This window comes from Aureimonas sp. Leaf324, assembly GCF_001423245.1.
GTDB lineage: Bacteria > Pseudomonadota > Alphaproteobacteria > Rhizobiales > Rhizobiaceae > Aureimonas.
In genome coordinates, this window is record NZ_LMOH01000002.1 from 45,656 (window position 1) to 71,122 (window position 25,467).

A 25,467-nucleotide genomic window follows, 5' to 3' on the forward strand; every position below is an offset into this window, starting at 1 on the left:
GAGTGTGCATATGGCCGGCGTTTCGAAGCGAACTTGGAAGACGTCGAGCGGCGCACCGCGGCACAGCTGGCAGGTCGATTACGCCGACGAGACCGGCGCGAGGCAGCGGAAGCAATTCAAGCTGAAGAAGGATGCGGACGCCTTCCGCATCAAGGTCGAAGGCGGCCTCGCCGAGGGGACGTACCGCAGCAAGGCAGAAGGCACGACGGTTCGAGATGTCGTGCTCGCCTATCTCGAGCACGCCGAGGGCCGCAACGAACGCGGCGAGCGCTTCACGAAGGCGCACCTGCTCGTCGTGACCGGGCACATTCACAACTACATCTGCCCGAACCCGGAGCATCGCGCGAAGCGTAAGGTGAAGACCCAGGTCCGTGAGTTCGATGCTGGTCTCGCGACCATTCCTCTGTCGAAGCTCACGGCGGGTACGATCGGCGATTACCGCGATCGGGTTCGGGCTGCCGGCGTCGGGGTCGTCACGACGCGAAAGATCCTTACGACCCTCTCCGCGGTGCTGGCCTTCGCGGTCTCTAAAGACCTCGTCGCCTTCAACGCTGCGACCGGCGTTCGTGTGATCGGCCGACGCGATGAAGGAGCCAAGAAGATCGTCCCGCCTAGCAAGGCGGCCATGCGCTCGTTGATTGAAGCGGCTGGTCCTGACTTCAAGGTGCAACTCGTCTTCGCTGCTGCATCGGGTCTGCGGGCAGGGGAGCACCATGCGCTGCGCTGGCGCCATATCGACTTCAAGGCGAGAGAGGTCACGGTCGAGACCCGCGTGGACGCTTTCGGCAACGAAGACACGACGAAGACTGCCGCCGGCGTCAGGACCGTGCCCCTGGCCTCCACTGTCGTCACGATGCTGAAGGAGTGGCGCCTACGGTCGAAGTTCGCGAAGGACGACGATCTCGTTTTCCCGAGCCGGTCAGGCAGCTACGAAGGTCATCCGAACCTCGTGAAGCGTCGCTTCAATCCACTTTTCAAGAAGCTGGCAGCATCGCACGCGGCGGACCCGGAGAAGCATCCGCCGGCGCCCCAACGCTTCAACTGGCACGCTCTGCGACACTTCGCGATCTCAGGTTGGATCGAGGCAGACTTGAAGCCGAAGACGGTCCAGACCTTCGCCGGTCATTCGAGCCTTCAGGTGACCATGGATCGATACGGGCACATGTTCAAATCCGACGACCATGGGGCGGCGATGGATCGGATCACCAGCGGCCTGCTCTGAGCTCTACGGCACAAAACCGCCACACGGTACAGGTCTACGCCCTGTGGCACATAGGCTGCGATACGGGCTCATAACCTGAAGGTCGCAAGTTCAAATCTTGCCCCCGCAACCAAGTTCAAGCCCGCTGGATCAACCGTCTCGGTTCGATCCGGCGGGCTTTTTCGTATGTGTCGTCCGCTTCCGCTCCGTGGGCCCCGTTCGGGGCCGGGCGTCAGGCCGCGCCGATCGCCAGCCGTGCCGGATCCGGCCGTGTCTCCATCGAAGCGTTCGAGAACACGACGCGCATCACGAGGCCGGGCGCGGCGTCGCGCACCTCGATGTGCGCCCCGTGCAGTTCGGCGATCGAGGCGACCAGCGCCAGACCGAGGCCATGGCCGGGCGTCGACCGGCTGCGGTCGAGCCGGTAGAGGCGGCGGAAGATCTTCTCGCGCTCGGCGAGCGGCACGCCGGGCCCGTCGTCGGCGACTTCCAGCACGGTCTCGTCCGCCTCGCCCCGCACCGCCAGCGTGACCTCGCCGGGGGCGGGGACATGGGTGATCGCGTTCTCCACGAGGTTGGCGAGGAGCTGTGTCAGGAGATCGGCGTCGCCCTGAACCGTGCGGCCGGGGTCGATCCGGGTGAGGAGACGATGGCCGGCGTCGACCGCCACCTCGCCATAGGCGTCGGCGACGCGCTCGGCGAGGTCCGACAGGTCGACCGGCCGGAAGCGGGCCTTGCGTGCACCCGCGTCGATCTGGGCGATGCGCAGGAGCGCGTTGAAGGTCTCGATGATGGCGTCGGTCTCGGTGACGGCGGCGTCCACCGCGCGCTCCAGCCCGGCCCGGTCGTGCGTGCGACCGATCCCCTCCAGCCCCTGCCTCAGCCGCGCGAGTGGTGTGCGCAGGTCGTGGGCGATGTCGGTGGAGACCTGCCGCAGGCTTTCCACCAGCGTCTCGATGCGCGCCAGCATGACGTTGATGTCGGTCGCCAGCCGGTCGAGCTCGTCGCCGCGCCCGGACACCGGCAGGCGCAGGTCGAGCCGCCCCTCGACGATCCGCCGGGTCGTGGCCGCGATCGCGTCGACGCGCCGGCTGGGCCCGAGCCCCACCACGACGCCGCCGACCAGCGCCAGCGCCACCGTGACCATGCAGCCGGTGAGGATCGCCGAGAGGAGGATCGAGCGGATCATCTCCAGGATGTCGGAGCGGCGCGCCGCCATCACCCGGTAGTCGCCGAGCGTGATGCCTTCGGTGTAGAGCGTGTCGCCCCGCGCGCCCTCGGTGGCGTCGGGCGTGACCGGGTCGAGACGTGCGGCGCTCGGCCCCGGCGCCCAGGCGGACGCCGGCAGGTTGCCGACGATCCGCTGCCCGTCGGGCCCCAGCAGCAGGAAGAAGCGGTCGTCCGCCGCGCTGTCGATCCGCTCCTTCACCTCCTGGACGAGCCCGCCCTCGCCGCCCTCGCGAAAGCCGTGGCGGAAGAGCGCGAGATCCTCCGAGATCGAGGCGCGCACGATCGACTGCATCTGCGTGCTCGCCGCGACGTAGGTGACCGCCATGATGGCGACGGCCGACAGGCCGAACAGCAGCCCGTAGCCGACCGACAGGCGGAACGAGATGGTGCGGAAGCGGTCAGGCAGGCGCATCGATGAGATATCCCGATCCGCGCACCGTGCGGATCATCTCGGAGCCGAAGGGTCGGTCCACCTTGGCGCGCAGGCGGCTGACATGGGTCTCGACGACGTTGGTCTTGGGGTCGAAATGGAACTGCCAGACCCGCTCGAGCAGCATGGTGCGGGTGAGGACGCGGCCCCGGTTGCGCATCATGAACTCGAGCAGCCGGAACTCGCGCGGCTGCAGGTCGATCGCCTGGCCGGCGCGCGCCACGGTGCGCGAGATGAGGTTCATCTCGAGGTCGGCGATCGCCAGCACCGTCTCCTCGCGCCGCTCCGGGGTCGTGCGCCGGGCGAGCGCGTTGAGCCGCGCCATCAGTTCGGAAAAGGCGAAGGGCTTGAGGAGATAGTCGTCGGCACCCGCCTCCAGCCCCTCCACCCGGTCGTCGACGCCGCCGACCGCGGTGAGGAAGATCGCAGGCGTGCGCTTTCCCGCCGCGCGCATGGCTTTCAGGAGCGACAGGCCATCGAGGTCGGGCAGCATGCGGTCGACCACGGCCGCGTCGTAGGGCCGGGTCAGCGCCAGTTCCAGGCCGAGCGCCCCGCGCCCGGCATGGTCCACCTCGTGGCCCTCTTCGCGCAGGCCGTTGCAGACATAGGCGGCGGTGGACGCGTCGTCCTCGACCAGAAGCACCTTCACGCCGACGAACCCCTTTTCACGCGCGTGTCTTAGCGGGCTTCGCGCCCGGCTTCACGCAACCGTTTCACACTATACGAAACTGTATAGTCCCGGCGACGTCCCGCGGATCCGGCGGGTCTATGACGGCGCGACGACAGAGGCCCACCCCCGGACAGACGCCCATGAGACTTGCCAGACCTACCATCGGCAGCCTGCCCCTTGCGGCGCTGGCGACGGCCTATCTCCTGTTCGCGCTGAACGGGACGTTCTGGCGCAAGGGCCTCCTCTACTTCGCCGATCATCCGCTGCACCTCGCCGCGCTCGGGGTCGGCCTCTTCCTCCTGATGTTCTCGATCCTCGCGGCCGTCTCGCTGCGCTTCCTCCTGAAGCCGCTGGTGATCGCGCTGATCCTGATCGCGGCGGTCGCCTCCTACTATGTCGACAGCTACGGCATCCTGATCGACCGCGACATGATCGCCAACGTCGCGCAGACGACGCGGGCGGAAGCCGGGCACCTCCTGACCGTCGGCTTCCTTGTGCATCTCGCGCTGTTCGGGCTCGTTCCGGCCGCGCTGGTCGCCCTCGTTCGCGTGCGCCACCGCCCGTTCTGGCAGAAGGCGCGGCGTAACCTCGCGGTGATCCTGCCGAGCCTCGCGCTGACGGCGGTGATCGTCCTGTCGTTCTATTCGAGCTACGCCTCGACCTTCCGCACGCATCGCGACCTGATGGCGAGCCTCAATCCGGTCGCCTCCGTCACCGCGCTCGTCAAGTACGCCCAGCACTGGGACGGGGAGACGGTCTATGTCGTCGCGCCGCTCGGGACCGACGCGGTGCCCGGCCCCCGCGTCGCACGGGCCGACAAGCCCGTCGTCGTGGTCCTCGTCGTCGGCGAGACGGCGCGGGGCCAGCAGTTCTCGCTGAACGGCTACGAGAAGGACACCAATCCCGAACTCAGGACGCGCGGCGTCGTGTCGTTCTCGGACGTGTCGAGCTGCGGCACCTCCACCGCCGTCTCGGTGCCCTGCATGTTCTCCAACCTGACGCGCGCCGGCTATTCCGACGAGAAGGCGCGCTCGGTCGAAAACGTCCTCGACGTCGTCAAGCGCGCCGGCTTCGACGTGCGCTGGATCGACAACGACACGGGCGCCTACCATGTCGCCGACCGCGTGCCCTACACCTACCTGCCGGATGCCGGCGACCCGCGCTTCTGCGAGGGCGGCGAGTGCCATGACGAGATCCTGACCGACCGGCTCGACGCCGCGCTCGAGACCGTCACCGGCAACACCCTGATCGTCCTCCACCAGCTCGGCAGCCACGGGCCGACCTATTTCAAGCGCTACCCGAAGGCGTTCGAGCGCTTCACCCCGGCCTGCCAGACCGCCGAGTTCGCCAACTGCCGGCGCGAGGAAATCGTCAACGCCTACGACAACACGATCCTCTACACCGACCACAACCTCGCCGAGACGATCGACCGCCTGAAGGCGCGCACCGACCTCGACACCACGATGCTCTACCTTTCCGACCACGGCGAATCGCTTGGCGAGAACGGCATCTACCTCCACGCCATGCCCTACATTCTCGCGCCCGCGACGCAGACGCAGGTGCCGATGATCGCCTGGTTCTCCGACGGCTTCGCGCGGACGATGGGCGTCGACGCCCGCTGCCTCGAAGCGCGCCGCGCCGAGCCGCTCTCCCACGACAACCTCTTCCACACGCTTCTCGGCCTCACGGACGTGAAGACCAGCGTCTACGACACAGCGCTCGACGCCTTCGCGCCCTGCCGTTCCGCGGCGCCGGAGGTCTCGGCCCTTGCCGGGAGCGCCCGATGAGCCTCGAGGCCCCCGTCCAGCCCCTGCCGCCCGCGAAACTGCGCGGGCTCGCCCATCTCTTCGCCTCGACCCGCTACTCGCTGGCAGGCTTCCTGAGCCTCCTCGCCGAGCCCGCCTTCCGTCACGAGATCGTGCTCGGCCTCGTTCTCCTCGCGGCCCTCGCGCTCGCGGGGGCCACGACGCCGGTGCTCCTCATCCAGGGCGGGCTCCTCCTCGCGCTGGCGGCGACGGAGGCCCTCAATACGGCGATCGAACTCATCGTCGACCGGGTGTCGCCGGAGTTCTCGGCGTTCGCGGGACAGGCGAAGGACCTCGGCTCGTTCGCCGTGTTCTGCCTTCTCCTGGTCAACCTCGGTTTCGCCGGCTGGAGCCTCCTCGCCCTCGTCTGAGGTGGGGCGGCGTCCCGCCGCGGGATCGAAGAGCCCGGCTTCGTCGTTGCCCCGCCAAACCTTAAGGGTTCGAGGACGGCGGATGGGCATGCACGGGAGACGGGCCGTCCTGAAGATGGGGGCGCTGGCGCTGACGGTGGCCGCATTCGGCCGGCGCGCCGACGCGGCGCCGGTGGTTCTGACACGCGATCCGCGCCTTGCCGACGTCGTCGATCCCGATGCACGCCTCCTTGAGCTCTACGGCGAGGGGCGGTGGTGCGAAGGCCCCTGCTGGGCGCCGGCGCTCGGCGGCCTCGTGTTCAGCGACGTCCGGCGCAACCGGCTCCAGGTGCTGCACGACGACGGCACGGTGGACGCGCTGCGCGACCCGTCCGACAACGCCAACGGCAATGTCCTCGACGCCGAGGGACGCCTCGTCACCTGCGAGCATCGCACGCGGCGCGTGGTGCGGCGCGAGGCGGACGGCAGCCTGACGGTGCTCGCCGACCGGTTCGACGACAAGCCGCTCAATTCGCCCAACGACGCCGTGCTCGCGCCCGACGGCGCGATCTGGTTCACCGATCCCGTCTACGGCATCCGCCAGCCCGACGAGGGGCTGATGGCTGAACCCGAGCAGACCGCGCGGCGCGTCTATCGCATCGATCCCGGCGGGCGTCTCGACGCCATGATCGACACGATCGACCAGCCGAACGGCATCGCGCTCTCGCCGGACGGGCAGACGCTCTACGTCGCCGAATCCGGCGCGGCGCTGAACCCCGAAGGCCCGCGCGAAATCCGCGTCTTCGCGATCCAGGCCGACGGGCGGCCGGACGAGGGCCGGGTCTTCGCCACGCTCGACAGCGGCGTGCCGGACGGGCTGGCGGTGGATTCCACCGGCCGGCTCTACGCCGCCTGCGAGGAGGGCGTTCGTATCTACGACCCGGACGGGACGTGGCTCGGGCGCATCGCGACGCCGGGCCCCGCCGCCAACGTCGCCTTCGGCGGTGCGGAGCGCCGCCGGCTCTTCATCGCGTCCGGCACCTCCATTCACGCCATCGACCTGAAGGCGCGAGGGCTCGCCCTGTGACGCAGCCCCCACGGGAAGGATTCCCTATGACCATCGCCCGCCGACGCTTCCTCGTCTCCGCGCTCGCCGGGGCGGCGACGCTTCCGATCATCGGCCGTGCCGTGGCCCAGACCTCGCCATCCCCGGCCCCGGCCGCCCGAGGCGGCGCCGCGGCCGAGGCCGCGCGCGAGGCGGGCGCGATGGAACTCGCGATCCTTGCCGACGCGCCCTCGACCCCGACGGGCCTTGCGATCTCGCCGAAGGGCCGCGTCTTCGTGATGATGCCGCGCTTCACCGGCCGGGAGCCCTACACGCTCGGCGAGGTGGCGCCCGACGGCTCGGTCACGCCCTATCCCGACCAGGGCACCAACACGCTTGATCCCGAGCGCCCGCAGGCGACCCTCTTCCACGTGCCGAACGGCGTCTTCGACCGCGCGGGCAAGCTGTGGCTTCTCGATGCCGGCCTGCCCAACGGCTCGGGGCCCCCGGTGCCCGGCGGCACCAAGCTCGTGCAGATGGACATCGACACGGACGAGGTCCTGCGCGTCGTGCCGCTCGATCCCGGTGTCGAGCCGACCTCGTCCCTCAACGACCTGCGCATCGATATCGCGGACGGGCGGGCGCGCGCCTTCGTCACCGACCAGGGGCAGGACGGGCAGGGGGCGATCCTCGCCGTCGACCTCGACACAGGGCGCGTCGTGCGCCGGCTCGGGTCCCACGCCTCGACGCGTTCGCAGAAGGGCGTCCAGAAGTTCGTCGAGCACCGGCCGGTGCTGCGCGACACGGGGAGCGGAAAGCCGCAGCCTGTCCAGGGCGGGGCGAACGGCATCGCGCTCGGGCCGGACGGGCGGCGCCTCTACTGGGCGCCGCTGATGGGGCGCCGGCTCTACGCGGTCGACACCGACAGCCTTCTCGACGCCGCGCAGACCGACGCCAACGTCGCGGCCGGGGTCGAGGACCTCGGCGAGAAGGGGATGACCGGCGGGCTCGGCGCGGACGCAAAGGATCGCGTCTACCTGACGCTGCAGGAGCAGAACGCGCTCGGGCGCCGCCTGCCCGACGGCACCATCGAAGTGCTCGGTTCGGACCCGCGGCTGATCTGGGCCGATACGATCGTGATCACCGAGGACCGGTGGCTCTACGTGTCGGCGGCGCAGGTCAACCGCCGGCCGGAATACAATGGCGGCACCGACCTCCAGAAGCCGCCCTATGCGATCCTCCGCATCCGCATCGACGCCGGGCCCGCCTGATCGGTCCGGCACGGGCGCGGGAGGCCGCGAGGCCGCGAAGACCGATGCCGCGTCAGCCCTGGCGCCGGAGCCGCGTCGACAGGATGATCGAGGACTGGGTGCGCTCCACCCCGTCGATCGCCCCGATCTCGTCGATGCGCCGGTCGAGTTCGGCGATCGAAGGCGAGGCGACGATCGCGATGAGGTCGAAGGCGCCGCTGATCGAGTGAAGCTCGGTCACGGCCTCGACGCGCTCGATCGCCGCGGTGACCTGCGTCAGCGACTTCGGCGCGATGGTGATGAGGATGTGGGCGCGCACGAGGCTCGACGCATAGGCGTCCGACAGGCGCACGCCGTAGCCGGCGATGACACCGATGCGCTCCAGCCGCTCGAGGCGCGCCTGCGCGGTGGTGCGCGACACGGCGAGCCGCTTGGCCAGCGTCGCCACGGGCAGGCGCGCGTTCTCGGACAGGAGGGCGAGAAGGTCGCGGTCCTTTGCGGTCAGGTCCATCGAACTGGTCGCCTTGCCTATTCCTATCGTTGATATGCGTAGGATGTTGCGGCGGATTGCGCAATCCGCCGCTCGTATCCGCCGTCCCCGCCTTTACACTGCCTTGATGTCGAAGAGGCGAGGATGGGCATGATGAAGCGGGTGATGGTGATCGGTGCGGGCAAGATCGGCGGCGCGATCGCCCTGATGCTGGCGGCGACGGGCGACTGGCAGGTGATGGTCGCCGACCGCAGCGCCGAGCAGCTCGCCATGCTGGAAAAGCATCCGGCCATCGAGGGCCTCGCGCTCGACATCCTCAACCACGGCGAACTGGTCAGCGCCCTGAAGGGCCGCTTTGCCGTCCTGTCCGCCGCGCCCTTCCATCTGACGGGCCGGATCGCGGAAGCCGCGCGCGAGGCGGGCGTCCACTATCTCGACCTCACCGAGGACGTGGCGACGACGCGGATGGTGGAGCGGCTCGCGGACGGGGCGACGAGTGCCTTCATCCCGCAATGCGGCCTCGCGCCCGGCTTCATCTCGATCGTCGCCAACGATCTCGCCGCGCGCTTCGAGACCCTCGATTCCGTGCGCATGCGGGTCGGTGCGCTGCCGCAGTATCCGTCCAACGCCCTGAACTACAACCTGACCTGGAGCACGGACGGGCTCATCAACGAGTACATCGAGCCCTGCGAGGCGATCGTCGAGGGGCGGCTGATCGCCGTGCCGGCGATGGAGGAGCGCGAGGAGTTCTCGCTCGACGGCGTCACCTACGAGGCGTTCAACACGTCGGGGGGCCTTGGCACGCTTGCCAAGACGCTGGAAGGCCGCGTGCGGACGATGAACTACCGCACGATCCGCTATCCCGGCCATCAGGCGATCATCAAGGCGCTCCTCAACGACTTCAACCTGAAGAACCGGCGCGACGTCCTGAAGGACCTCTTCGAGAACGCGCTGCCGGCGACGATGCAGGACGTGGTGGTGGTGTTCGTCACCGTCTGCGGCTGGCGCGACGGGCGCTACCTGCAGGAGACCTACGCCAACAAGATCTATGCCGGGGTCGTCGCCGGGCGGCGCATGAGCGCCATCCAGATCACCACGGCGGCCGGCATCACGGCCGTGCTCGACCTTCTGGCCGAGGGGCGCCTGCCCCAGTCCGGGTTCGTCCGCCAGGAGGAGATCGCGCTTCCCGACTTTCTCGCCAACCGCTTCGGCCGGGCCTACGACCCGGCGGCGGGCGAGTTGCGCAAGGCCGGCTGACGACCTGCCTCAGCTGGCTTGAACAAGCGCCGCCTTCATGCGGCGCACCGCGTCGGCATCGGTTCGGCGCCGGCTCCCGCCGAAGCCGAGCCGCTGCGCGTTGGCGTCGCCGGGGCCGACGGTGGCCGAGCAGGAGCCATGGACCTCGCCGAGTGGCACACGGGCGAGAAGCGCGGCGACGTTGTCCGCCGACAGGCCGGACCCCGCCATGACGGCGAGGCGCCCGTCCGCCAGCGCATGGGCGCGGGCGAGGTCGGCGAGGCCCTCCATCGCCGTCGCGGCGCGGCCCGACGTCAGGATGCGCTCGAAGCCGAGGTCCACCGCCAGATCCACCGCCGGCTCGATCGCGGGCACGAGGTCGAAGGCGCGGTGGAGCGTCAGGCCGAGCCCGGCGCTGGCGCCGACAAGGTCCGCCAGCGTGTCGCGGTCGAGCGTGCCGTCGGGGCGCGAGGCGCCGAGGACGACGCCCGCCAGCCCAGCCGCGCGGATGGCGGCGATGTCGGCGAGCATGGCACGGCGCTCGGGGCCCGAGAACACGAAGTCGCCGCCGCGCGGGCGCACCATCGCATAGACCGGCACGGGCGCCGCGGCGGCGAGCGCCATCAGCCCCGGCGTCGGCGTCAGGCCGCCAATCTCCAGCGCCGAGCACAGCTCGATCCGGTCGGCGCCGCCCGCGATCGCGGCCTCCAAGCTTTCGGGATCGCCGACGCAGACCTCAAGCAGCGGCATCGGCATCCTCCCGCAAGGCCAGGATCGCGGCGCCGATGAGACCGGGCTCGTGGTGGCAACGGGCCGGCACCACGAGGGGCGCCTGCGTCCGGCGCAGGATGCGCGCGCGCACGACAGCGTCGAGCCGCTCGACCAGCGCGTGGACATTGGAGAGGCCGCCGCCCACCGGCACCACGTCGGCGCCGACGATGTTGACGACGAGCGCCAGCGGATCGGCGACGAGATCGGTCCAGACGTCGATCGTGCGCGCCGCCGCCGCGTCGCCCGCGATCCAACCGTCCGTGATCTCGCGGCTCGTGCGCTCTGCGCCGTGGAGATGGCGATGGAGGCGCTCCAGCCCGCGCGCGCCGCCGACCGTGTCGACGCAGCCCGTCTGGCCGCAGCCGCAGGGGAGGCGTGGCACTTCGACCGGCGGCGTCCCGGCTCGGTTCGCCGCGATCGGGCCGTGGCCCCATTCGCCGGCAAAGCCGCCCGCACCCTGGAGGAGGCGTCCGTCGATCACCAGCCCGCCGCCGACACCGGTGCCGAGGATCGCGCCGAACACCACGCGGCGGCCGGCGCCCGCGCCCTCCATGGCCTCCGCCAGCGCGAAGCAGTCCGCGTCGTTGGCGACGGTGACGGGCCGCGCGAGGCGCACGGCGAGGTCGCCCGCCAGCGCGCGCCCGTCGATGCAGGGGATGTTCGCGACCTTGATGCGACCCGTCGCGGGATCGACGACCCCGGTGATCGACAGGGCCGCCGGCGCGCCCTCGGGAAGATCGGCCTCTTCGATCATCGTCGCCAGGGTGCCGGCGAAGGCGTCGAAGTCGTCGAGCGGCGTCGGGCGGCTGCCGAGCACCGTCAGTTCGGCGGGCGAGGCGGCGCGCGCGGCCTTGATCGCCGAGCCGCCGATGTCGAAGCAGGCGATCATGGGGTGCGGATCGCAAGGCCCGCGGCGTCGAAGCGGTGGATGCGGCCGGGCAGGGGGGCGAGCGCGACACGGTCGTCGATCGCGATCGCGGTTTCCTCGGGGATGCGCACCGTCACCTCCTGCCCGTCGCCGAGGACGACATAGAGATAGGTGTCGGAGCCGAGATGCTCGGCATGGCGCACCGTGCCGGACCAAGGCCCCTCAGGGTCGACGCGCAGGTGCTCGGGGCGGATCCCGAGCGTCGCGGCGCCCGCCTCCTCGGCGAGGCGCCCGGTCAGGAGATTCATCTTCGGCGAGCCGATGAAGCCGGCGACGAAGAGGTTGTCGGGTCGGTTGTAGAGATCGATCGGGCGGCCGACCTGCTGCACGGTTCCCCCGCTCAGGATCACGATCCGGTCGGCCAGCGTCATCGCCTCGACCTGGTCGTGGGTGACGTAGATCATCGTCGCCCCCAGCGTGCGGTGGAGCTTGGCGATCTCGAGGCGGGTGGCGACGCGCAGCGCCGCGTCGAGGTTCGACAGCGGCTCGTCGAACAGGAAGAGCTGCGGCTCGCGCACGATGGCGCGCCCGATCGCCACGCGCTGGCGCTGTCCGCCCGACAGCTCCGCCGGGCGGCGCTTCAGGAGCGGCGTCAGCTGCAGGAGCCCGGCGGCTTTCTCGACGCGCGCCTCGCGCTCCGCCTTCGACACGCCGTCCTCCTTCAGCGCCAGCGTCATGTTGCCGGCGACGGTGAGGTGCGGATAGAGCGCGTAGGACTGGAAGACCATGGCGATGCCGCGTTTGGCCGGCACGGTCGCATCGACGTTGCGCCCGCCGATCTCGACGGTGCCGGCGGTCTGCGTCTCCAGTCCCGCGATGATGCGCATCAGGGTCGACTTGCCGCAGCCCGACGGGCCGACGAAGACGACGAACTCGCCCGGCTTCACCTCGAGATCGACGCCCTTCAGGACTTCGATCGGGCCGAAGGTCTTGACGATCCGCGACAGTTTCAGGGAGTGCACGGGCGTCTGGGGGGTGTGAGCGTTCACAGGCGGACGGCCTTTCCTTCGCGCATCGACCGATCGGCGGCCAGCACCACGGCGAGCGAGCGCACGGCGTCGTCCATGTGGCGGGTGAGATCCCTGTCTTCGCGGATGGCGTCGAGGACGAAGCGTTGCTCGGCATCGCAGAGCGCCTGGTGGCCCGGCTCGCCCGCCATCGAGACCATCTCGTCGTCGCGGGCGAAGAGGCCGTCCGGTCCTTGCGCGGCATGGTGGATGCGCAGGCGCTGGGTCTTCGTATGGGTGTCGATGTCGGCCGACTTCGCGCCCTCGTCCATGACGATCGAGACCGAGCCCCGGGGGCTCATCACGTCCTTCACGAAGAAGGCGGTCTCCGAGATCATCGGCCCCCAGCCCGCCTCGTACCAGCCGAGCGAGCCGTCTTCGAAAAGCACCTGGAGATGGCCGTAGTTGACTTGTGTCTTGGCGATCTCGTCGGACAGCCGAAGGCCCATGCCGCGCACTTCCACCGGCGCCGCGTCGGTGATCTGCAGCATGACGTCGAGATAGTGGACGCCGCAGTCCACCACCGGCGAGGTCGACTGCATCAGCCGCTTGTGGATCTCCCACGCCGCGCCCGCCGACTGCTGGTTGAGGTTCATGCGGAAGACGTACGGCCCCCCGAGGTCGCGCGCGCGCTTGATGAACTCCACCCAGGACGGGTGGTGGCGCAGGATATAGCCGACGACGAGCTTGCGGCCCAGTCGCTTGGCGGCATCGACCACGCGCTGAGCGTCCTCGACCGTGCCGGCGAGCGGCTTCTCGACGAAGACATGCGCGCCGGCTTCCATCGCGCGGATCGCAAGGTCGGCATGGCTGTCGGTGTAGGTGTTGATCGAGACGAGGTCGGGTTTGAGCGCCAGCCCCGCCTCGAAATCGGCCAGCATCGGATAGGCGCGCAGCTCGTCCGGCAGATCGACCGGCGAACGGTTGGCGAGGCCGACGATCTCGAAGCCGGGATCGGTGTGATAGGCGAGCGCGTGGCTGCGGCCCATCTGGCCGAGACCCATGACGAAGGTGCGGATCGGGGCGGTCATTTCACGGCTCCCGCGGTGATGCCGGCGATCAGCTGGCGGGAGAACAGGAGGTAGAGGACGAGGACGGGCAGGATCGCCAAGGAGAGCGCGGCGAGCACCGCTTCCCAGTTCGTCACGAACTGGCCGAGGAAGATCTGGGCGCCGAGCGTCACCGTCTTGGTGCTCTCGCCGGGCGCGAGGATCAGCGGGAACCAGAGGTCGTTCCAGATCGGGATCATGGTGAAGACCGCGACGGTCGCGAGCGCCGGCCGGATCAGCGGCAGCACGAGGACGAAGAAGATCCGGTATTCCGACAGGCCGTCGATGCGCCCGGCGTTCTTCAGGTCGTCCGAGACGTTACGCATGAACTCCGACAGGATGAACACGGCGAGCGGCAGCCCTTGCGCGGTGTAGACGAGGACGAGCGCCGTCAGGGTGTTCACGAGGCCCGCCGAGACCATCATCTGCAGGATCGCGACTGTGCCGAGCCGGATCGGCACCATGATGCCGAGCGCGAGGAACAGGCCGAGGAAGGTGTTCAACCGGAACCGGTATTCCGACAGAGCGAAGGCCGCCATCGCCCCGAAGAGGAGCACGAAGAACAGGGAGCCGATCGTCACCGTCAGGCTGTTCTGGAAGTAGAGGAGGAAATCGCCCTGCGCGATCACCGTGCGGTAGCCGGCAAGGCTCGCCGTGGTCGGCAGCGGCGGCTCCAGGGGAGCCGCGAAGATCGCCCGGCGCGTCTTGAACGAGTTCATGACGATCACGAGGACCGGCAGGACCGAGATCAGGCAGTAGAGGAGGAGCGCTGCGTGGACGAAGCACAAGCGCAGGCGCTGGGCGGGGGCTTTCGGGGTCATCGGCGGCCGCCTCACATCTGGTAGCGGCGCATGCGCCGCTGGACGACGAACAGGTAGAACGAGACGCCGAGAAGGATGATCAGGAACATCGCCGTCGCCACCGCCGCGCCCATGTAGCGATCGCCCGCCTGCAGCTGGAAGCCGAAGAAGATGCGGTAGAGATAGGTGCCGAGGATGTCGGTCGAAAAGTTCGGCCCGGCGAGCGCGCCCTGCATCGCGTAGATCAGGTCGAAGGCGTTGAAGTTGCCGACGAAGGTCAGCACCCCGACGAGGCCGATTGTCGGCAGGATCAGCGGCAGCTTGATCTTGAAGAACTGCTTGAAGCCGGTGATCCCGTCGCATTCGGCGGCCTCGATCACCTCCGCGGGGATGGTGATGAGGGCTGCGTAGATCAGCATCATCGGAATGCCGACGAACTGCCAGATCGAGACCAGCGAGACGGCGGTCAGCGCATAGGCCTCCTGGCCGAGCCAGGGCGCGAAGAGCGACTTCAGGCCGATCGAGCCGAGGAGGTTCGGCGCGACGCCCCAGAGCGGCGACAGGAGGAGCTTCCAGAGAAAGCCGACGATCACGAAGGACAGGATGGTCGGCAGGAACAGCGCCGTGCGGTAGAGCGCGACGCCGCGAAGCCGCGGCACCGACAGGAGAGCCGCCAGCGCGATGCCGATCGGGTTCTGGATCAGCATGTGGAGGATGAAGAAAATGACGTTGTTGCGCAGCGCGTTCCAGAACCCGTCGGAAAAGCGCGGGTCGCCGAAGAGGGTGCGGAAGTTGTCGAGCCCGACGAAGACGCGGTTTCCGTCGCGCACGTTCTCCAGCGCCAGAAGCAGCGTCTGCATCAGCGGCACGAGCATGACCACGGTGTAGACGAGAAGCGCGGGCGTCAGGAACACGGCGATGTGCCAGCGCGGGCGCGCCTTGAGGATTGGCGCCTCGGGGTCTTGCGTCATCGGGGGCGCCTCAAGGCTGGCCGGTCGAGGAAGGAGAGGCGGCGCGGACGCCGCCTCTCGGCGTGGTTCGGGCGCTTACTTGGCGGCGGCCGGCTTGTACCAGCTGTCGAGGCCCTTCTGCAGCTTCTCGGCTGCCTGCGCCGGCGTCTCGGTGCCGTTGATCACGTTGGCGGACGCCGTCCAGGTCTCGTTCTCGAGGTTGGGCGTGCCGCGCGACAGGATCTGGTAGGTCGAGCGGATCGAGGACTGGCAGGTGCCCCGCCAGCCGACGATCTCCTTGGCGAGCGCGTTCTCGAGCGTCACCGGCTTGTCGATCAGCGGGAAGAAGCCCGGCGCGGCGTTGGCGTAGATCGTCGCGAACTCGGGGCTGGCGACCCAGGAGAGGAAGGTCTTGGCGGCCTCGGCGTTCTTGGAGGCGGCGTTGAGGCCGAGCGCGATGTCCGGGTGATCGGAGACGTAGCAGGTGTCGCCGGCGTTCTGGACCGGCGGCAGGAACGCGCCGATCTCGAAGTCGGCCTGCGCCTCGAAGGTCGCGATCTCCCACGAGCCGGCCGGATAGATCGCCGCGCGCCCGAGCGTGAAAAGGTTCTGGCTGTCGGGATAGGTCTGCGCCTGGAAGCCGTCGCCCATGTAGGGGCCCCACTTGGCGAGCGTCTCGAAGGGCTTCACCCAGTCGGGATCGGTCAGCTTCTGGGTGCCGGCGATCAGGGCTTTCCGGCCTTCCTCGCCCTTCCAGTCGTTCGGGCCGATGTTCTGGTAGCCCATGGTCGCGGCTTCCCACTGGTCCTTGGTGCCCATGGCCAGTGGCACGTAGGTGCCGTTCTCCTTGATCTTGTCGAGGAGGGCGAAGAACTCGGCTTCGGTCTTCGGCGGCTGGACACCGAGCTCCTCGAAGGCCTTCTTGTTGTACATGAAGCCGTGCAGCACGGCGGCCATCGGCACGCAGAAGGTCTGCGAGCCGTCGTCGGTCGACCAGGCGGTGCGGGCGGCAGGCGTGAAGTTCTCCATGCCCGGCAGCTTCGTGAGGTCGGCGAGCTGCTTCTTCTCGTAAAGGCCGAGCGAGGCGTCGAACGGGCGGCAGGCGACGAGGTCGCCGGCCGAGCCGGCATCCAGCTTGGCGGCGAGCGCCGAGTTGTACTCGGTCGGCGCCGTCGGCGCGAAGGTCACCTTGATGTCGGGGTGCTGCGCCTCGAAGGCGGGGATGATCTTCTCCTGCCAGGTGGCGAGGTCGTCGTTGCGCCAGCTCTCGATGGTCAGCGTCGTCTGCGCCAGGGCCGAACCCGAGAGGGCGGCGAGCGCCGCCAGGGCCACCGAGGCTTTGAGGATGGTCGTCGTCATGCCCGTCTCCTGTTGCATGCCCGAAGCGTTCGGGCGTCTTGTTATCGGCCGAGCTCTTGGAGGGCCCGGCGCAGGTGGCCCTTCGTGCGGGCAAGGCGTGCCCGCGCGTCGGAAAGGTCGGAGGCGCCGGCTGCCAGAAGCACGGCAGGCTTCACCTCGCCGCCAGCCTTCTCCAGCGCGGCGGCGGCGGTTTCGGGAGCGGTGCCGGCGGCGTCCGCCACCATGCGCGCGGCGCGCTCCAGCAGCTTGGCGTTGTCGGCGCGAAGGCTCACCATGTGGCCGTCGTGGACATGGCCGCGGCGCACGGCGAGCGCGGTCGAGATCATGTTGAGGACGGCCTTCTGCGCGGTGCCCGCCCCCATGCGCGTCGAGCCGGCGACCACCTCGGGCCCGGTGTCGAGAAGGATAGCGACGTCGGCCGCGGCGAAGATCGGCGCGCCCGCATTGTTGGCGACGGCGACCGTCGCCGCGCCCGCTTCCCGTGCGGCTTGAAGGCCCGCGACGACGAAGGGCGTCGAGCCGCTGGCCGAGACGGCAAGGATGCAGTCGCACGCTCCGATCCCTGCCGCCTCGACGTCGCGCCGCCCGGCCGCCGCATCGTCCTCCGGCCCGCCGGTGAAGTCGCGGACGATGTCGAGCCCGCCGGCGAGGATCGCGGCGAAGCGCTCGGCTGGCTCGCCGTAGGTCTGGGGGATTTCCAGTGCGTCGGCGAGCGCGATCAGCGCCGGGCTGCCAGCCGCGAGATAGACGAGGCGGCCGCCGCGATCAAGCGCATCGGCCGCCAGCGCCACGGCCTCGGCGATCGCCGGCAGCGCCGCGTCGACGCTGGCGAGCGCCCGCACCTGGCCGTCGAGGAGACGGGCCAGCACCTCCTGCGAGGACCGCGCGTCGAGCCCGAGGGATTCGGGATGACGCTGTTCGGTGCGGCGAAGACCGGTCGTCAAGGTCGCACTCTCCTCGTCTGATCGCGACGCCGCAACAGGGTGTCGGAAGATCTAAGGGGAGGGGCCGTCCGGCCGGTCGCCGTTCCTCGAGCGGACACGACAAGGGTGTCGCGACCCCATCGGATCACGCCCGCGTCCTGCCCTTCGAATCACGGGCTCGGCCTCAGCCGACCCCTCCCTGTCTTTTGTTGCCGGGATCGTACCAACGTAAAACCATTTGTCCAGCGGGCCTCTGCAAGATTTTGCGACGGCCTTCGCAGCTGCGAACAAAGCGGGCAAGGATCGCCTCCATAATCCCTGAATCAGAGCGTTTGGACTGACATATCTGTAATGGACCGTCCGTGAGAAAGGGGCTGGCGGGTTACCGACTCATGCCGTATAGCTCGATTGGTATTGTTTTGGTTTCTGTGGAGATCGCATGGCCGACAGGTTGCTCGTGGGGGTCGACGGAGGCGGGACGAACTGCCGCGTGCGCGTCCGCAGCCTGGACGGGACGCTGGTCGGCGAAGCGCAGGGCGGCACCGCCAACGTCTTCGCCGGCCTCGACGCCGCGCTCGCCACGATCGTCGCCACCACCGAGCGGGCGCTGGCGACGGGTGGGCTCGGCGCCGCCGACCTCGCCCGATGCCATGCCGGCCTCGGGCTCGCCGGGGCCAACGTCCCCTCGGTCGCCGAGGCCTTTCATGCGCGTCGCCTGCCGTTTGCCGCCGTCGGCCTCGAGACCGACGCCGTCACCGCCTGCCGCGGTGCGTTCGCCGGCGGCGAGGGCGGCATCGCGATCCTGGGCACCGGCACCGCCTACTGCGTGCGGGCCCGCGGCGCGCAGACGCTGCTCGGCGGCTGGGGCATGCTCGTCTCCGACCAGGGCAGTGGCGCCGATCTCGGCCGCCGGGCGCTCGCCGAGGCGCTGATGGCGCTCGATGGGGCCCGGCCCCTGACGCCGTTCTGCGAAGCGGTCCTCATGCGCTTCGACGGCTCCGCCGGGGCGATCGTCGAGTTCGCCCGCACCGCCTTGCCGCGCGACTTCGGCACGCTCGCGCCCCTCGTCTGGGACCATGCCGAGCGCGGCGATCCGGCGGCCGAACGGCTCGTTTCGACTGCGCTCGACGACATCGAGCCGATGCTGCGCCGGATGCTGGAACTCGGAAGCCCGGCGTTGGCCCTCCTTGGCGGCCAGGCGCCGCGCTACCGCCCACGCCTGTCGCCGGACCTTGACGCTCTCGTCGTCGAGCCGGCCGGCGACGCGATGGAGGGCGGCATCGATCTGGCGCGCGAAGTCCACCGCATGTCGGGCGGGCCGGCATGAGCGCGCTCCTGAAGACCGGCGCGCTGCCGGCGGGCGAGGGGCCGCTCTATCTCCGCCTCCAGGCCCTCATCCGCGATACCGTCGAGGCAGGCGAGCTGAAGCCCGCCGATGCCCTGCCGTCGGAGCGCGATCTGGCGGAGGCTTTCAGCGTTTCACGTGTGACGGTGCGCAAGGCGCTGACGGGGCTCGTCGGCGAAGGGGTCGTCGAGCAGCGACAGGGCTCGGGCACCTTCGTGTCGGGCGGCCACCGCAAGCTGCAGCAGGGCCTGTCGCACCTCACCTCGTTCTCCGCCGACATGGCGACGCGCGGCCGGCGCACCACATCCGACTGGCTCCTGCGCGCGCTGGAGCGCGTGACGCCGGCCGAGGCCATGCAGCTCGCCCTGTCGCCCGGCGATCTCGTCTGCCGCATCCATCGCCTGCGCCGCGCCGACGGCACGCCGCTCGCCATCGAGCGCGCCTGCGTGCCCGCGACCATCCTGCCGGATCCGGCGCTGGTCGAGACCTCGCTCTATGCCGCCATGCGCGCGGCCGGCCGCCATCCCGTGCGCGCGCTGCAGCGGATCACCGCCGCCAATCTCGACGCCGACGAGGCCGCCCTCCTCGCCGTCGCACCCGGAACGGCGGCCTTGTCGATCACCCGCGTGTCCTTCGACGAGGAAGGGCGCCCGGTGGAGTTCACCCAGTCGCAGTATCGCGGCGACGCCTATGACTTCGTCGCCGAACTCAGCCTGTCCGGACAAGGAACGTCATGACCGAAGCCAGCCTGATGGCGCGTGAGATCGCCGAAATCCCCGACGCCGTGCGCCGCTTCCTCGACGCGTCGAAGCCCGCCGTCGCCGAGATCGGCCAGCGTCTCGCCGACCTGTCGCCGGCCGTGACCGTCACCGTCGCGCGCGGCTCGTCCGACCATGCGGCGACCTATTTCAAGTATGCCGCGGAGATCGTCACCGGACGCCCCGTCGCCTCGCTCGGGCCTTCCGTCGTCTCGGTCTACGGCACGCGGCTCCAGCTGGCCGGCCAGGCCGCGCTCGCCATCTCGCAGTCCGGCCGCAGCCCCGACATCGTCGCGCTCCTCCGGGCGGCGCGCGAGGGCGGCGCGGAGACGGTCGCGATCGGCAATGTCGAGGGCTCGCCGCTGCTGGAGGCCGCGCACTGGCAGCTGCCGCTGAAGGCGGGACCGGAGCGGAGCGTCGCCGCCACCAAGAGCTTCGTCACCTCGGTGGTCGCCGCACTCGCCGTGCTCGCCGCCTGGAGCGGCGACGAGGCGCTGGGGGCGGCGATCGACGCCCTGCCGGACCGGCTCGCCGAGGCGCTGGCCGCGGACTGGTCGGCGGCGCTCGGCACCGTGGCCGGCGCGCGCTCGCTCTACGTGCTCGGCCGGGGACCGGGCTTTGCGGTCGCCAGCGAATCGGCGCTGAAGCTGAAGGAAACCTCGATGCTCCACGCCGAGGCCTATTCCGGGGCCGAGGTCCTGCACGGCCCGGTGTCGCTGGTCGAGGAGGGCTTTCCGGTTCTCGCCTTCGTGCCGGCGGATGCCGCGCGCGGCGGCCTCGTCGAGATCTGCCAGCGCGTCGCGGGCTCGGGTGCCGCGCTCTTCACCGTCGGCGATGCCGGGGTGGGCACGCGCCTGCCGCATGCGGCGACCGGCCACCCCTTGACCGAGCCCCTCTCGATGCTGGTCTCCTTCTATCGCTTCGTCGAGGGCGTGGCGCGTGCGCGCGGCCTCGACCCCGACGTGCCGCGCGGGCTGAAGAAGGTGACGGAGACGCTGTGATGACGAACGCCTTCATCGGTGCCGACATTTTCGACGGCGAGACGCGCCGGAGCGGCCACGCGCTGGTCGTGTCGAACGGGCGCGTCGAGGCGCTGGTGCCGGAAGGCGAGATCGGCGCCGGCGTCGAGACCCGGCGTCTGCCGGGCGGGCTGCTGGCGCCCGGCTTCATCGACATCCAGGTGAACGGCGGTGGCGGCGTCCTCTTCAACGAGGCGCCGAGCGTCGAGGGCATCCGGGCGATCGCGACCGCGCACGCCCGCACCGGCTCCACCGCGCTCCTGCCGACCGTGATCACCGACCGCCCCGAGGTGACCTTCGCCGCGATCGCGGCCGTCGAGGCGGCGATGGCGGCGGGCGTGCCCGGCTGCGCCGGCATCCATGTCGAGGGCCCGTTTCTGTCCGTCGCGCGCAAGGGCGCGCACGACCCGGCGCTGATCCGGCGGATGGAGGATGCGGACCTGCGCGCGCTCTGCGAGGCCTCCGTGCGCCCGTTCCTCCTGACAGTGGCGCCGGAAAGCGTGTCGAACGCGCAGATCGCCGCGCTCGCCGCCGCCGGCATCCGCGTCTCGCTCGGCCACACCGATACGAGCTACGAGACCGCGAACGGGGCGATCGCGGCGGGGGCGAGCTGCATCACCCACCTCTTCAACGCCATGAGCCAGCTCGGCAACCGCGAGCCCGGCCTCGTCGGCGCGGCGCTCGATTCGCCGGACGTCTGGTGCGGCTTCATCCCGGACGGGCACCACGTCCATCCGGCGACCCTCGGCGCGGCGCTGCGAGCCAAGCGGAACCCGCGCAGGCTCGTCGCCATTACCGACGCCATGCCGACCGTTGGATCGGACGACGATGTCTTCACCCTCAACGGGCGCGAGGCGCGGCGCGAGAACGGTCGGCTGACGCTCGCCGACGGGACGCTGGCCGGCTCCGACCTGTCGATGATCGGCGCGCTGCGGTATCTCGTGCGCGATCTCGGCTTCGATCTCGAGACGGCGCTGCGCCTTTGCTCGACCCATGCGGCCGAGTTCCTGGGGCTTGGAGCGACGCACGGCCACCTTCGCGCCGGGGCGCGCGCCGACATGGTGTGGATCGACGACGCTCTCGCCCTCAAGGGCGTCTGGATCGGCGGCGCGGCGATCGACCTCGCCTGACCGGCGTCAGGCGGTCTCGAAGCGGATCGCCGTCCCGAACGCGGCGGCGGCTGCCACGAGAAGTTGGCTGCCTTCCATGTCGAACGCGATCCCTTCGGACCGCAGGCGCGCCGCCACCGGAGCGAGATCGGGCACGCGCACGGCAAAGCCGGTGAAGCGCGCGGGCGCGGGGCCGGTCACCAGTTCGATGCGACTGCCGTTGAGCGGAACACCAGAGCCGTTGTCTAGGATCTCGGAAACGCCGGCAAAAGCCTGGAGAAAGCCGAGATGCGCGGTCGGGTCCGGCGCTTCGAGCGTCACCGCCGCGATGTCGCGCGCGCCGTTCGGGTGACGCTGGAACGCGGCGTTCCAGAAGTTCTCCGGCCGGTGCTGCTGGCAGACGAAGAAGCCGGCTTCGGGGGCGGCCGCATCTGCGGCAAAGGCGAGCGTGAAGGCGACCTCGATTGCTTCGCCGTCCGGCCGCCGGCCGTGCCGCCGGAAGAAGAACGGCTCGAAGTCGCCGATGCCGGCCGCGCGGAACCGCTCGGCGTCGGCCGCCGCGTCCGGGCTGTCCAGCACCAGCATCGAGATGCCGTCCCGCCTCTCCAGCGCATCGCGCACGAAGGCGCCGAAGCTGAAGCGGCGGGGCGCATGCGCCGGGATCGCGGCCGGATCGTCGCCCACCGTGATGAGCTCGAGAAACGAGGTGCCGAACTGGATCAGCCGGTTCTGCGTGCCCCAGGGGTGCCGGTTGCGCGCGCCGACATGGAAGCCGAGCCGCGCGTAGAACGCGGCCGCGGCGTCGAGATCGCGCACGCCGACGACGAGGTGGTCGATGCGTCGTGCCATGGGGTCGCGTCTCCTCTTGTGCCGGACCCCATCGGATCAGCGCCCGGTCATCGGCGCGCTCCAGCCCGCCGCCTCGTCGACATAGGCTTTTTGAGCGCGCTTGTCGTAGAGGCAGAGCTTGGGCGGGGCCTTTCCGGCGCGATCGCCGACCAGCACGGCGACGCGGGCGACCCGATCGTCGAAGCCGACGATCGCCGAAGTGCGGGCGCGCTGGAAGCCGCTCGCCTCGCGGCAGGCCTTGGCGACGCGGGCGTCGAACGCGGCCCAGGCGTCGTCGCTCGAGGCATGCGCCGCGCCGCCGGTGACGACGGCAGAGGCGAGGAGGAGGGCGGGAGCGAGGCGGGGCATGACGGACGGTCCTGTGTGGGGGTGGGCCTCGCGACGGAACACGGCCTTGCCGGCGCTTTGATGACGGCCGCCTCCGGGGGTGCTTCGCCGCGCCGCGGATGCTAACGAGCCGGGACTGACCGAGAGCTATTCAGGAGCGCGCCATGACCAACCGACAGGATCGCCGCTTCGCGGCCAAGCTCGCGCGCCAGATGCAGACGCGCGGCAAGACGCCGGCCGAGCGGGCGATCTTCCAGGCCGCCGGGGCGTTCTTCGCCGAGGAGACGGTCGAGATCGACTTCGGCCTCGAAGGCTTCGACGCGGCCTTTGCGCGCCTCTCGCCCGAACTCGACGAACTCCTCGACGGCGGCTTCGACGCCTTCCGCCGCGAGGTCTTCGCGCAGGCTGCCTGGGCCGGGATGGCGGCCCGCCTGCCGGACGGCGGCGAAGGGACGTTCGACCTTCAGCCGATCCTGTTTGCGGCGACCGGGACGGCGAAAGGGCTGACGGGCTTTGCCGGCGACGCGAAAAGCCTTGCCACGCTTGCCCGGTCGCTGCGCGAATCCGGCGTCTTCCCGGAGGCCGGCGCGGTCGCGATCCTGCCTGTGGTCTTGGCGCCGGACGCCGTCGACCTCTACACCGTCGGCCCGGCGGCGGTCCACGCGCTGACCGAGGGGCTCGCCGCGCTGGTCGAGGCCGACACCCCCGAAGCGGGACTGGCGGCCGCGCGCGAGGCGCTGGCGCAGGCCGGCCTGCCGACGGTCGGCGAGGGCGAAGCGGAAGTGGAGGGCCTTCTTCTCGGCATCTGCCTGACGCCGGTCGAGGACTGGGACCTGCCGGACGCCGAGGTCGAGGCGCGCCAGCTCGCCATGGCCGCGACCCGCGCCTCCTGGCTCGACACCTATGCCGCGACGCTGCCCTTCCGCCTCGACGAGCCGGTGTTCTGGCACGAGGCGGCGTCCTCGCTCGCCTTCCACGCGCTGGCCGGCCGGATCGAGGCGGACCTGGCGTCGCGCGGCGTCACCGAGCCCGTGTCGCGCATCGATGCCTGCCTTGCGCCGGAAACCGGCGATCCGGTGCTCGCCGTCCAGGCCGGGACCGTGCGGCTCGGCCCGTTCCACGCCCCGCGCGATCTCGTCTTCACCGATATCGACGGCTTCGCGGGGCTCGCCGAACGCTATGCGGGGGAGCTTGTCGAGCACGAACGGCCGGGGCAGGTGCTGCGGCTCGTGGCGGGCGCCTGAGCGGCCCCAAGAATTGATTGTCGCCCCGCCCCGGCTTCGTGCCATGCTCCGCCGCCGTCAACCGGAGGAAAGAGACCATGGGTGAGAAGAACAAGGGCGGGAAGGAAGCCCGCAAGCCGAAGAAGGTCGTCGAGAAGACGATCGCCGCTGCGCCGAGCCTGAAGGGCGGCACAACGCCCGCCTCGAAGAAGAGCTGACCGGGGGGCGGGCGGGCCGGGTCCGTCCGAAACCTAATCTTAAGGGTGACGGGCTAGTGTCACCCCAGTGGTTGAGGCGTGTTGCGTTGGCCCCAGCTATCGAAGGCGTCGGGCCCGGACCCGGCGCCTTCTTTGTTTCAGCGAAGATCTCGTTCGCTCGCTTTGCGGTTCGCATTTCCGCCGGTCGCTCCCCATATGCAGGGGATTGTCCACCGGCCGAGGGATCGCCCATGAAAAAACCGAATTTCGACTTCGAGCGCCGGGAACGCGAAAAGGCCAAGGCCGCCAAGAAGGCGGAGAAGGCTGCGGCTAAGGCCGCATCCAAGGCTGCGCCCGGCGAGGCGGATCGCGACGACCAGGATCCGCACGAGACGAGCGACCCATCTGCGACCGCGAACTGACGCGGGGAAAGCTGCAACACCCATGTCCGACAAGAAGAACGGGACTGACAAGTCCCGCACGGCGCCGGCCGAGGAACCCTACGAGCCGGACGCCTTCGCCCGAAAGTATGGAATTCCGCCGGGCGAGGCGAAGACGATCATCAAACGCTACGGCCCCTCGCGAAAGAAGCTTGACTCCTACATGGCAGCGCGCGAGGCCTGAACCGATCGGCCGGTGACCTTCTTGGGTCCCGGCCGACCCCTTCGAAACACTCCGCCGGGATGCTATGGTCCGACCCGATCCGACGGGCGGCCAGGCTTTGGCGGCCCCCTATGATGCGAAAGAGAGAAACGTTGAAACAGACTGGCACGGACTTCATCGATCGCCGCAACGCGGCCAAGGATGCCAAGGCGGCTCTGCTCGAGAAGATGAAGGCCAAACAGAACGATCCGGCCGCGCAGGCCCGCCGCGAGGAGCACGCCGCGCTCGCCGCCGCCCGCGCCGAGCGCGAGGCCGCCAAGCGCGAGCAGCAGAAGGCCGAAGAGGAAGTGCGTGAAGCCGAGCGCGCCGCTGCCGCCGCCGCCGCCGCGGAAGCCGCCGAGAAGGCCGCCGTGTCCGAGCGCGACAAGCTGATCGCCCAGGCGATGGCCGACCAGGCCGCGCAGAAGGCCAAGCGCGACGCGCGTTACGCCGCCCGTCAGAGCCGCAAGGGCTGAACCGGGCCCGGGCCGCGGGCGGGACGCC

The 25,467-nt window shown here is 70.1% G+C and carries 27 protein-coding genes; 14 read left to right on the plus strand and 13 right to left on the minus strand.

The features are described 5' to 3' along the window. Positions 1-10: 10 nt before the first annotated feature. A complete protein-coding gene (locus ASF65_RS03380) occupies positions 11-1,222 on the plus strand; it encodes a site-specific integrase (protein WP_055885198.1) in 1,212 nt (403 codons plus the stop codon). Between the two features lie 211 nt (positions 1,223-1,433). Here the strand turns inward: ASF65_RS03380 and ASF65_RS03385 are convergent, their stop codons facing one another. Further along, the gene (locus tag ASF65_RS03385) at positions 1,434-2,843 is read right to left on the minus strand and encodes a HAMP domain-containing sensor histidine kinase (protein ID WP_055885201.1); all 1,410 of its coding nucleotides are present in this window, start codon (positions 2,841-2,843) and stop codon (positions 1,434-1,436) included. Next, complete coding sequence (locus tag ASF65_RS03390) at positions 2,830-3,510, minus strand: response regulator transcription factor (RefSeq protein WP_055885204.1); 681 nt, start codon at positions 3,508-3,510, stop codon at positions 2,830-2,832. Before ASF65_RS03390 ends, ASF65_RS03385 begins: the two co-directional genes overlap by 14 nt. Before the next feature lie 161 nt (positions 3,511-3,671). Between ASF65_RS03390 and ASF65_RS03395 the strand changes: the two genes are divergently transcribed. The 4 genes from ASF65_RS03395 to ASF65_RS03410 all read left to right on the plus strand — a co-directional run bounded on the left by ASF65_RS03395 (position 3,672) and on the right by ASF65_RS03410 (position 8,002). Then, on the plus strand, positions 3,672-5,318 hold the full coding sequence (locus tag ASF65_RS03395) for a phosphoethanolamine--lipid A transferase (RefSeq protein WP_055885206.1): 1,647 nt from the start codon (positions 3,672-3,674) through the stop codon (positions 5,316-5,318). Further along, entirely contained in the window at positions 5,315-5,707 is a 393-nt protein-coding gene (locus ASF65_RS03400; RefSeq protein ID WP_055885209.1) for a diacylglycerol kinase, read from the plus strand. Before ASF65_RS03395 ends, ASF65_RS03400 begins: the two co-directional genes overlap by 4 nt. Positions 5,708-5,789: 82 nt before the next feature. Then, the gene (locus tag ASF65_RS03405; protein ID WP_244486549.1) at positions 5,790-6,773 is read left to right on the plus strand and encodes an SMP-30/gluconolactonase/LRE family protein; all 984 of its coding nucleotides are present in this window, start codon (positions 5,790-5,792) and stop codon (positions 6,771-6,773) included. A gap of 26 nt (positions 6,774-6,799) precedes the next feature. Further along, positions 6,800-8,002, plus strand: coding sequence for an L-dopachrome tautomerase-related protein (locus ASF65_RS03410; protein ID WP_055885211.1), 1,203 nt, complete (start codon positions 6,800-6,802; stop codon positions 8,000-8,002). 52 nt (positions 8,003-8,054) lie between these two features. On the opposite strand, the gene ASF65_RS03415 is transcribed toward ASF65_RS03410, so the two are convergent. Then, a complete protein-coding gene (locus ASF65_RS03415; protein WP_055885214.1) occupies positions 8,055-8,492 on the minus strand; it encodes an Lrp/AsnC family transcriptional regulator in 438 nt (145 codons plus the stop codon). Positions 8,493-8,624: 132 nt separating this feature from the next. Between ASF65_RS03415 and ASF65_RS03420 the strand changes: the two genes are divergently transcribed. Continuing rightward, positions 8,625-9,728, plus strand: coding sequence for a saccharopine dehydrogenase family protein (locus tag ASF65_RS03420; protein ID WP_055885447.1), 1,104 nt, complete (start codon positions 8,625-8,627; stop codon positions 9,726-9,728). A gap of 9 nt (positions 9,729-9,737) precedes the next feature. On the opposite strand, the gene ASF65_RS03425 is transcribed toward ASF65_RS03420, so the two are convergent. The 8 genes from ASF65_RS03425 to ASF65_RS03460 all read right to left on the minus strand — a co-directional run bounded on the left by ASF65_RS03425 (position 9,738) and on the right by ASF65_RS03460 (position 17,515). Further along, the gene (locus ASF65_RS03425; protein WP_055885217.1) at positions 9,738-10,463 is read right to left on the minus strand and encodes a copper homeostasis protein CutC; all 726 of its coding nucleotides are present in this window, start codon (positions 10,461-10,463) and stop codon (positions 9,738-9,740) included. Next, positions 10,444-11,367 (minus strand): ROK family protein, encoded by a 924-nt coding sequence (locus ASF65_RS03430; protein ID WP_055885220.1) that lies wholly within the window; start codon positions 11,365-11,367, stop codon positions 10,444-10,446. Before ASF65_RS03430 ends, ASF65_RS03425 begins: the two co-directional genes overlap by 20 nt. Beyond that, on the minus strand, positions 11,364-12,368 hold the full coding sequence (locus ASF65_RS03435) for an ABC transporter ATP-binding protein (protein WP_055885452.1): 1,005 nt from the start codon (positions 12,366-12,368) through the stop codon (positions 11,364-11,366). Before ASF65_RS03435 ends, ASF65_RS03430 begins: the two co-directional genes overlap by 4 nt. A gap of 23 nt (positions 12,369-12,391) precedes the next feature. Continuing rightward, positions 12,392-13,444, minus strand: a complete 1,053-nt coding sequence (locus ASF65_RS03440) for a Gfo/Idh/MocA family oxidoreductase (RefSeq protein WP_055885222.1) — start codon at positions 13,442-13,444, stop codon at positions 12,392-12,394. Continuing rightward, positions 13,441-14,283, minus strand: coding sequence for a carbohydrate ABC transporter permease (locus tag ASF65_RS03445; RefSeq protein ID WP_055885225.1), 843 nt, complete (start codon positions 14,281-14,283; stop codon positions 13,441-13,443). Before ASF65_RS03445 ends, ASF65_RS03440 begins: the two co-directional genes overlap by 4 nt. 11 nt (positions 14,284-14,294) lie before the next feature. Next, positions 14,295-15,233, minus strand: coding sequence for a sugar ABC transporter permease (locus tag ASF65_RS03450; RefSeq protein ID WP_156369148.1), 939 nt, complete (start codon positions 15,231-15,233; stop codon positions 14,295-14,297). A gap of 75 nt (positions 15,234-15,308) precedes the next feature. Continuing rightward, positions 15,309-16,571 (minus strand): ABC transporter substrate-binding protein, encoded by a 1,263-nt coding sequence (locus tag ASF65_RS03455; RefSeq protein WP_055885458.1) that lies wholly within the window; start codon positions 16,569-16,571, stop codon positions 15,309-15,311. 41 nt (positions 16,572-16,612) lie between these two features. After that, positions 16,613-17,515 carry an N-acetylmuramic acid 6-phosphate etherase gene (locus tag ASF65_RS03460; protein ID WP_055885227.1) on the minus strand — a complete coding sequence of 301 codons (903 nt, stop codon included), beginning with the start codon at positions 17,513-17,515 and terminating at the stop codon, positions 16,613-16,615. A 418-nt stretch (positions 17,516-17,933) separates the two neighbouring features. Between ASF65_RS03460 and ASF65_RS03465 the strand changes: the two genes are divergently transcribed. The 4 genes from ASF65_RS03465 to nagA are packed head-to-tail and all read left to right on the plus strand — an operon-like array spanning position 17,934 to position 21,746. Beyond that, positions 17,934-18,821: a BadF/BadG/BcrA/BcrD ATPase family protein gene (locus tag ASF65_RS03465; RefSeq protein ID WP_055885230.1), complete on the plus strand. Its 888-nt coding sequence runs from the start codon at positions 17,934-17,936 to the stop codon at positions 18,819-18,821. Beyond that, entirely contained in the window at positions 18,818-19,576 is a 759-nt protein-coding gene (locus ASF65_RS03470; RefSeq protein ID WP_055885233.1) for a GntR family transcriptional regulator, read from the plus strand. Before ASF65_RS03465 ends, ASF65_RS03470 begins: the two co-directional genes overlap by 4 nt. Further along, entirely contained in the window at positions 19,573-20,598 is a 1,026-nt protein-coding gene (locus ASF65_RS03475) for an SIS domain-containing protein (RefSeq protein WP_055885236.1), read from the plus strand. Before ASF65_RS03470 ends, ASF65_RS03475 begins: the two co-directional genes overlap by 4 nt. After that, entirely contained in the window at positions 20,598-21,746 is a 1,149-nt protein-coding gene (nagA, locus tag ASF65_RS03480) for an N-acetylglucosamine-6-phosphate deacetylase (protein ID WP_055885239.1), read from the plus strand. The genes ASF65_RS03475 and nagA overlap by 1 nt, the downstream gene beginning before the upstream one ends. A 6-nt stretch (positions 21,747-21,752) precedes the next feature. On the opposite strand, the gene ASF65_RS03485 is transcribed toward nagA, so the two are convergent. Beyond that, positions 21,753-22,574, minus strand: a complete 822-nt coding sequence (locus ASF65_RS03485) for a VOC family protein (protein ID WP_055885242.1) — start codon at positions 22,572-22,574, stop codon at positions 21,753-21,755. 36 nt (positions 22,575-22,610) lie between these two features. After that, a complete protein-coding gene (locus ASF65_RS03490; RefSeq protein WP_055885245.1) occupies positions 22,611-22,922 on the minus strand; it encodes a hypothetical protein in 312 nt (103 codons plus the stop codon). 143 nt (positions 22,923-23,065) lie between these two features. Between ASF65_RS03490 and ASF65_RS03495 the strand changes: the two genes are divergently transcribed. From ASF65_RS03495 to ASF65_RS03505, 4 genes are all read left to right on the plus strand, one after another. Next, on the plus strand, positions 23,066-24,145 hold the full coding sequence (locus tag ASF65_RS03495) for a hypothetical protein (RefSeq protein WP_055885248.1): 1,080 nt from the start codon (positions 23,066-23,068) through the stop codon (positions 24,143-24,145). Positions 24,146-24,572: 427 nt separating this feature from the next. Next, a complete protein-coding gene (locus ASF65_RS21750) occupies positions 24,573-24,743 on the plus strand; it encodes a hypothetical protein (protein ID WP_200939995.1) in 171 nt (56 codons plus the stop codon). Between the two features lie 22 nt (positions 24,744-24,765). Next, the gene (locus ASF65_RS03500; RefSeq protein WP_055885250.1) at positions 24,766-24,945 is read left to right on the plus strand and encodes a DUF3606 domain-containing protein; all 180 of its coding nucleotides are present in this window, start codon (positions 24,766-24,768) and stop codon (positions 24,943-24,945) included. A gap of 131 nt (positions 24,946-25,076) precedes the next feature. Continuing rightward, on the plus strand, positions 25,077-25,439 hold the full coding sequence (locus ASF65_RS03505) for a DUF6481 family protein (RefSeq protein ID WP_244486550.1): 363 nt from the start codon (positions 25,077-25,079) through the stop codon (positions 25,437-25,439). Positions 25,440-25,467 lie beyond the last annotated feature (28 nt).

What these genes read in the sequence shown, in the direction of transcription:
- ASF65_RS03385 (WP_055885201.1), bottom strand. Translation starts at nt 2,843, where the DNA reads ATGCGCCTGCCTGACCGCTTCCGCACCATCTCGTTCCGCCTGTCGGTC.
- ASF65_RS03400 (WP_055885209.1), top strand. Translation starts at nt 5,315, where the DNA reads ATGAGCCTCGAGGCCCCCGTCCAGCCCCTGCCGCCCGCGAAACTGCGC.
- ASF65_RS03405 (WP_244486549.1), top strand. Translation starts at nt 5,790, where the DNA reads ATGGGCATGCACGGGAGACGGGCCGTCCTGAAGATGGGGGCGCTGGCG.
- ASF65_RS03490 (WP_055885245.1), bottom strand. Translation starts at nt 22,922, where the DNA reads ATGCCCCGCCTCGCTCCCGCCCTCCTCCTCGCCTCTGCCGTCGTCACC.
- ASF65_RS03410 (WP_055885211.1), top strand. Translation starts at nt 6,800, where the DNA reads ATGACCATCGCCCGCCGACGCTTCCTCGTCTCCGCGCTCGCCGGGGCG.
- ASF65_RS03455 (WP_055885458.1), bottom strand. Translation starts at nt 16,571, where the DNA reads ATGACGACGACCATCCTCAAAGCCTCGGTGGCCCTGGCGGCGCTCGCC.
- ASF65_RS03450 (WP_156369148.1), bottom strand. Translation starts at nt 15,233, where the DNA reads ATGACGCAAGACCCCGAGGCGCCAATCCTCAAGGCGCGCCCGCGCTGG.
- ASF65_RS03440 (WP_055885222.1), bottom strand. Translation starts at nt 13,444, where the DNA reads ATGACCGCCCCGATCCGCACCTTCGTCATGGGTCTCGGCCAGATGGGC.
- ASF65_RS03415 (WP_055885214.1), bottom strand. Translation starts at nt 8,492, where the DNA reads ATGGACCTGACCGCAAAGGACCGCGACCTTCTCGCCCTCCTGTCCGAG.
- ASF65_RS03425 (WP_055885217.1), bottom strand. Translation starts at nt 10,463, where the DNA reads ATGCCGATGCCGCTGCTTGAGGTCTGCGTCGGCGATCCCGAAAGCTTG.
- ASF65_RS03495 (WP_055885248.1), top strand. Translation starts at nt 23,066, where the DNA reads ATGACCAACCGACAGGATCGCCGCTTCGCGGCCAAGCTCGCGCGCCAG.
- ASF65_RS03380 (WP_055885198.1), top strand. Translation starts at nt 11, where the DNA reads ATGGCCGGCGTTTCGAAGCGAACTTGGAAGACGTCGAGCGGCGCACCG.
- ASF65_RS03475 (WP_055885236.1), top strand. Translation starts at nt 19,573, where the DNA reads ATGACCGAAGCCAGCCTGATGGCGCGTGAGATCGCCGAAATCCCCGAC.
- ASF65_RS21750 (WP_200939995.1), top strand. Translation starts at nt 24,573, where the DNA reads ATGAAAAAACCGAATTTCGACTTCGAGCGCCGGGAACGCGAAAAGGCC.
- ASF65_RS03470 (WP_055885233.1), top strand. Translation starts at nt 18,818, where the DNA reads ATGAGCGCGCTCCTGAAGACCGGCGCGCTGCCGGCGGGCGAGGGGCCG.
- ASF65_RS03420 (WP_055885447.1), top strand. Translation starts at nt 8,625, where the DNA reads ATGAAGCGGGTGATGGTGATCGGTGCGGGCAAGATCGGCGGCGCGATC.
- ASF65_RS03465 (WP_055885230.1), top strand. Translation starts at nt 17,934, where the DNA reads ATGGCCGACAGGTTGCTCGTGGGGGTCGACGGAGGCGGGACGAACTGC.
- nagA (WP_055885239.1), top strand. Translation starts at nt 20,598, where the DNA reads ATGACGAACGCCTTCATCGGTGCCGACATTTTCGACGGCGAGACGCGC.
- ASF65_RS03430 (WP_055885220.1), bottom strand. Translation starts at nt 11,367, where the DNA reads ATGATCGCCTGCTTCGACATCGGCGGCTCGGCGATCAAGGCCGCGCGC.
- ASF65_RS03395 (WP_055885206.1), top strand. Translation starts at nt 3,672, where the DNA reads ATGAGACTTGCCAGACCTACCATCGGCAGCCTGCCCCTTGCGGCGCTG.
- ASF65_RS03485 (WP_055885242.1), bottom strand. Translation starts at nt 22,574, where the DNA reads ATGGCACGACGCATCGACCACCTCGTCGTCGGCGTGCGCGATCTCGAC.
- ASF65_RS03500 (WP_055885250.1), top strand. Translation starts at nt 24,766, where the DNA reads ATGTCCGACAAGAAGAACGGGACTGACAAGTCCCGCACGGCGCCGGCC.
- ASF65_RS03445 (WP_055885225.1), bottom strand. Translation starts at nt 14,283, where the DNA reads ATGACCCCGAAAGCCCCCGCCCAGCGCCTGCGCTTGTGCTTCGTCCAC.